This is a genomic window from Mycobacterium sp., from assembly GCF_035633495.1.
Lineage (GTDB): Bacteria > Actinomycetota > Actinomycetes > Mycobacteriales > Mycobacteriaceae > Mycobacterium.
In genome coordinates this window covers 1-4,432 of sequence record NZ_DASQEU010000039.1, presented here as the reverse complement: position 1 = coordinate 4,432, position 4,432 = coordinate 1, and the positions used below count along the sequence as shown (strand labels likewise).

Below are 4,432 nucleotides of genomic sequence, written 5' to 3'. Positions count from 1 at the left end.
TGGGCTCGGGCGGGACGCTGCTGGACGCGTCCCGCCCGACCCATTCGGGTGAGCTACCGGGGGCTGAGCACCGGTGCCGGCGCGACCTTCGGGATCGAGGGGGCCTTGTAGAAGCCGTAGTCGGTGACGATGGAGGTACCGAGGTGATTTCCGCTCCGGCCATACAGCTTGCAGATCTGGTCGCGGTCCACGCCGCGGCGGACCGTGCTGTAGACACCGCTCTCTGCCCCGGTGGCGTACAAACCGGGACTGTCCTTGCACGACTGCTCGAAGGTGACCGCACCGGCTGGTGAGCTCATCGCGAGCGCTCCGACGGCGATGGCGCTCGCGCCGAGAGCGCTGGCGACGAAGCGGCGAAGGGTGGTGGTGTTGGCGTTCATGGTGTCTCCTCGTGTTGGTCGCGGCCCGTGTGCCGCGTTCACAGGTAGGAGCGACCAGCCAGTGGTGTTCCCTCACTTTTTCTCGGGCACATTCTCGGAGTTCTAACGCGGTGGCATCCACGCAGCTCAGGAGCCCTTGGTCCTTGATCTCTCTGCCGTAGATTCCCGCGACGAACGGGTCACCGCAAGGCCATCACCTGTGTCCCCGGCAACGGTGCACCCGTTCGCGCGCAGCGTCGAATCTCCTACTGAGCGAGCGCTTCGACTGGTTGGCCCGTGATCTGAGCGATCAGATTGAAGTCCTTGTCTGCCGCCAATACCGTTAGCCCGCCCCTCTCGGCCGTTGCGGCGATGAGCAGGTCGGGTATGGATGGCGCGCGGTGCTGCCCTCGGTCGGCCAAGAGCATCTGTACCTCGAGCGCTCGGTCCTCGATACCCGGTGTCAGGTACTCCAGCGGCATCAGGGCAAGCGGGGGACTCGCGAACTGGCGACGGCCGCCGTCGCCCGTGCGGGCCGAGTAACCAAGTTCAAGCCGGGTGATCGTGGAGAGACGAACCAAGCCGCGACCGATCCGGGCACTCCAGTCGTCGATGTCCGAAGTCTGACCAAGCTGGAGACGTGCGTAAGCGGACTTGTCGATCAGCCACCTCGTCACCGCCACGCGGCCGCCATGACGTCGGGGTCGGCCAAATCCGCAAACGTCACGGCCGACCGTTTCCAGTCCTCGGCAGAAACGGTCTGCTCGCCGGGCTGGGTGACGGAGTGATCGAACCTGCGGCGCAAGTATTCGTTTCGCGAAAGCCCGAGATCCGCCGCAGCTGCGTCGATGCGGTCAATGGCATCCTGGGACAGGTTCCGGATCAGGATGTTAGGCATGATTGGTCCCTTCTTCGGTCACGTGTTAATTGACGATATCATGATATCTTCGTTGCTCTCACTGGGACGATGCCGTCGCACGGCCGCAGCGTCCTAATGGCCGGTGGAACCCGGCGCCGATCATCAAGATCGATTGCACGGTGCGGGCACAGTACTAACTAGCCGAGGCGGATGACGGTTACCGCGGCGCCAAGTCTGGGGCTTGCGCGGGCGCGGGCGCCAAGGGCGGCGGCGTCGTGGTGGTGACGGGGGCCAGTCCGGGCTGGCCGGCTTGCGGTGGGGTCAGCCCTGGCTTGCCGGTGGGAGGACCGGTGTCACCAGGCGAGCGGTCCACGGGTTGAGCTGGCGGCGCGACGCACTTGCCTCCTCCGGGGAAGAGTGAGTTCGGGTCGTCAACCCATTCTCCGCCGCTGAACAAGCAGCATTCGAACGCGGTCTTCGCGCCGCCTAACCCTCTCCTGCATTCGTCGTATTCTCCGATGTCCCATGAGGGTTCGGCGGTCGCAACGGCGGCGGATGCCATCGCAAAGCTGAGGGCGAACGTCGCTCCGACAAGACACTGCCGGACGCGGGCGGGGATGGTGGTGTGGTTCGTCGACGTCATCTCAAGTCTTTCGATTCTCGAGTCAAAAGGGTGCCGACCTGGGTATTCGGCGTCAAGTTGAATTCGCTGTATCGTTTCCCGACGTCGCAGATGGTATTCGGACTCTGAAATCGACGCAGTAAAACGGCAAGCATGACAAAAGGTGCCCGCGAACGCCCTGCGAACAGATCAGGTCTGCCAGTCCGCGCTTGACGAGGTGGCACCACCGTTCCTGGAACAATTGGCTCTACTGCCATGAATGTGGATGGCTTTACATGTGATATGGCAGGTTCACGGTGACCGGCCCGCAGACGAGCATGATCAAGGCAAGGGCGTTGTCGGCGTTGTGGAAGCCGTAGGCCCTGCGGATGATCAACCGGACCTTGTTGTTGAGGCCTTCGTGGCGTCCGTTGGCCAGGCCCCGCTCGATCGCGGCCTTGATGCCATCGACGTGCTTCTTGATGGTTTGGCCGAGTTTGACGAACTGCGGGATCCGGCACCGCTGCGCCCAGGAGCACCATTTGTCCAGCATGTCGGTGACGGTGTCGGTGTCTAGGTCGCCGGCAAACACCGCGCGCAACGACTCCTTCATGTCGTAGGCCCGGACCAGGGCGCCGCCCTCGCGTTTGAGCTGGGCGAGGGTGGCTTTCTGTGTGTCGGTGAGCTTTTCGGGGTTCTTCAGCAGCGCCCAGCGGGCGCCTTTGTAGGTGCGGGCGATCTGCTTGTTCGACAGCTTGCGGGCGGACTGCCAGACCTGGCGGCGGACGTCGTCGAGGGCGTCGGTGGCAAGTTTCACGACATGGAACGGATCGAAGCAGATCACCGCCTGCGGGGCATGTGTCCGAACGGATTTCGCGAATGCCGGGCCGAGGTCCATCGACACCGCCTCGATCCGTGCGACGGCCCCGGCAGGCAGGGCGCTGGTAAAGAACTTGTCGAGGGTGGCGGCGTTCTTGCCGGGCGCGCCCCACACGATCTTGCCGGTCGCGTGGTCGGAGACCAGCGTCAGGTACTTGTGATGCTTGCGCCAGGAGATCTCGTCGACGCCGATGTCGACCAGGCTCGCCAGGCGGTCGTCGTCGAGCCTCTCGGCCACGATCCGCGCGCACATCGTCCCGACGGTGCGCCAGGCGACACGGCAGAACACCGACACCGTCTTCTTGTCACACTTGGTTGCCAGCCAGACGACGAGCTCCTCGAAGTCGCGGGTGAACCCCGATCCGGGCCGCGCGAACGGCACCGATTCGGCCAGCACGCCGTGCTCGGGGCAGCGCAACCGGCGTCGCCGCAGCTTGAGCACGCAGACACGCCCGCCCAGGTCCAGGTGCCGCCACGCCGAGTCCACGGCCCGTGTGTCGTAACGGTGCCGAGTCCGGAAATCGCAATGCGGACAAGACATCACCCGTTGCTGCGGACGCACCCACACCGTCACCGCGTCGCCGAACTCGACGTCGCGGACCGCCGTCTTCGGCAGGTTGAGGACGCAATTGAGTAACGTGGTGGCGCGCACGGGCAGGCTCCTGGATCGGTCGTGTAGGAGCTTTCGAACCTATGGGGCTGCCCGTGCGCCCATCCTTTACGCCACGCGAGACATAGCACACCCCACCCGACCCACATTCATGGCAATAGAGCCAGATATTCTTCGTGGCTCCACCCGCCGTCGCGGGCTTGTTCGGCCAGTTGGGCAGCCGAGCCCCGGATCCGCGGTGCCTTGAGCGCTTGGGCGTAGTGGCAGATTTCTTTGATCGGGTCCTCAGCGATGTTCAAGCCACCTCGCCATCGGAACTGGTTGCGCTGCTGGTGAAGTCGACACCGAACGCACGGTCGTAGTCGGCGAGATCACGCACCAGATGATCACCTGCCATTGGCGGTGGACCCACTTGTAACCGACGCCGCAACAACGCGGCGGTCTGGACGCGGGCCGTCAGTGAGGTTTGTCGCGCGGCCCAGCACGACCTTGAATATGTCGGAGTCGACGTCAACTTCCTTGTTCGCCAGACTACTGAAGAACAGCCCGTAGAACTTGGCGGTTACAGCGATCGTGACCACTTCTTAGGCAGGAGATCGCCTCTTCTAGGCGTCCCGGATCGCCATTAACGAGACCGAGTAGGCTCTGTCGTTTGGCGCCCAGCGCCGGACAGCGACGAAAGGCCACCCACATGCTGACCTTGACGCGTCATGGTCAGACGCTCAGGTTCGACGACGAGGGATTCGTCGAGACGCCGTACGTGTACCGACCGATCGCGGCAGGCAAGCTCTATGAGGAAGGGTTCCTCGAATACGTGCGTTCCCTGAACCTGGTCGGTCAGTACGTCGACGTGGGCGCTCATTTGGGCACCCACACTGTCTGGTTCGCGAAGATGTGCCGGTCAACGCATGTCCATGCCTTCGAGCCGGTTTCTCGGTATGCGGACGTGGTGGTCCGCAACGTCGTGGCCAACGGTGTTGACGGCAAAGTCACGGTGCACCGGCAGGGGCTCGGCGCCGAAGCTGGCCGGGCCGAGAACTTCCTGGACAGGTCAATGCAGGTGGGTTTTGTTGACGGCGTGAACGACGGGGTCATGGAAGAGTTCGCGGTTGGACCGTTGGACA

The 4,432-nt window shown here is 63.8% G+C and carries 5 protein-coding genes; 1 reads left to right on the top strand and 4 read right to left on the bottom strand.

Annotation, left to right across the window (positions count from 1 at the left end; genetic code table 11):
- Window positions 1–53: 53 nt before the first annotated feature.
- From VET27_RS06095 to VET27_RS06080, 4 genes are all read right to left on the bottom strand, one after another.
- Complete coding sequence (locus VET27_RS06095) at window positions 54–380, bottom strand: hypothetical protein (RefSeq protein WP_526516123.1); 327 nt, start codon at window positions 378–380, stop codon at window positions 54–56.
- A gap of 245 nt (window positions 381–625) precedes the next feature.
- Window positions 626–1,042 carry a PIN domain nuclease gene (locus VET27_RS06090; protein ID WP_526516121.1) on the bottom strand — a complete coding sequence of 139 codons (417 nt, stop codon included), beginning with the start codon at window positions 1,040–1,042 and terminating at the stop codon, window positions 626–628.
- Complete coding sequence (vapB, locus tag VET27_RS06085; protein ID WP_526516119.1) at window positions 1,033–1,257, bottom strand: type II toxin-antitoxin system VapB family antitoxin; 225 nt, start codon at window positions 1,255–1,257, stop codon at window positions 1,033–1,035. Before vapB ends, VET27_RS06090 begins: the two co-directional genes overlap by 10 nt.
- Before the next feature lie 854 nt (window positions 1,258–2,111).
- Window positions 2,112–3,350, bottom strand: a complete 1,239-nt coding sequence (locus VET27_RS06080; RefSeq protein ID WP_526516117.1) for an ISL3 family transposase — start codon at window positions 3,348–3,350, stop codon at window positions 2,112–2,114.
- A 718-nt stretch (window positions 3,351–4,068) separates the two neighbouring features.
- On the opposite strand from VET27_RS06080, the gene VET27_RS06075 reads away from it, so the two are divergent.
- On the top strand, window positions 4,069–4,432 hold a 364-nt coding region (locus tag VET27_RS06075), incomplete at its 3' end, for an FkbM family methyltransferase (RefSeq protein WP_526516115.1).

What these genes read in the sequence shown, in the direction of transcription:
- VET27_RS06095 (WP_526516123.1), bottom strand. Translation starts at nt 380, where the DNA reads ATGAACGCCAACACCACCACCCTTCGCCGCTTCGTCGCCAGCGCTCTC.
- vapB (WP_526516119.1), bottom strand. Translation starts at nt 1,257, where the DNA reads ATGCCTAACATCCTGATCCGGAACCTGTCCCAGGATGCCATTGACCGC.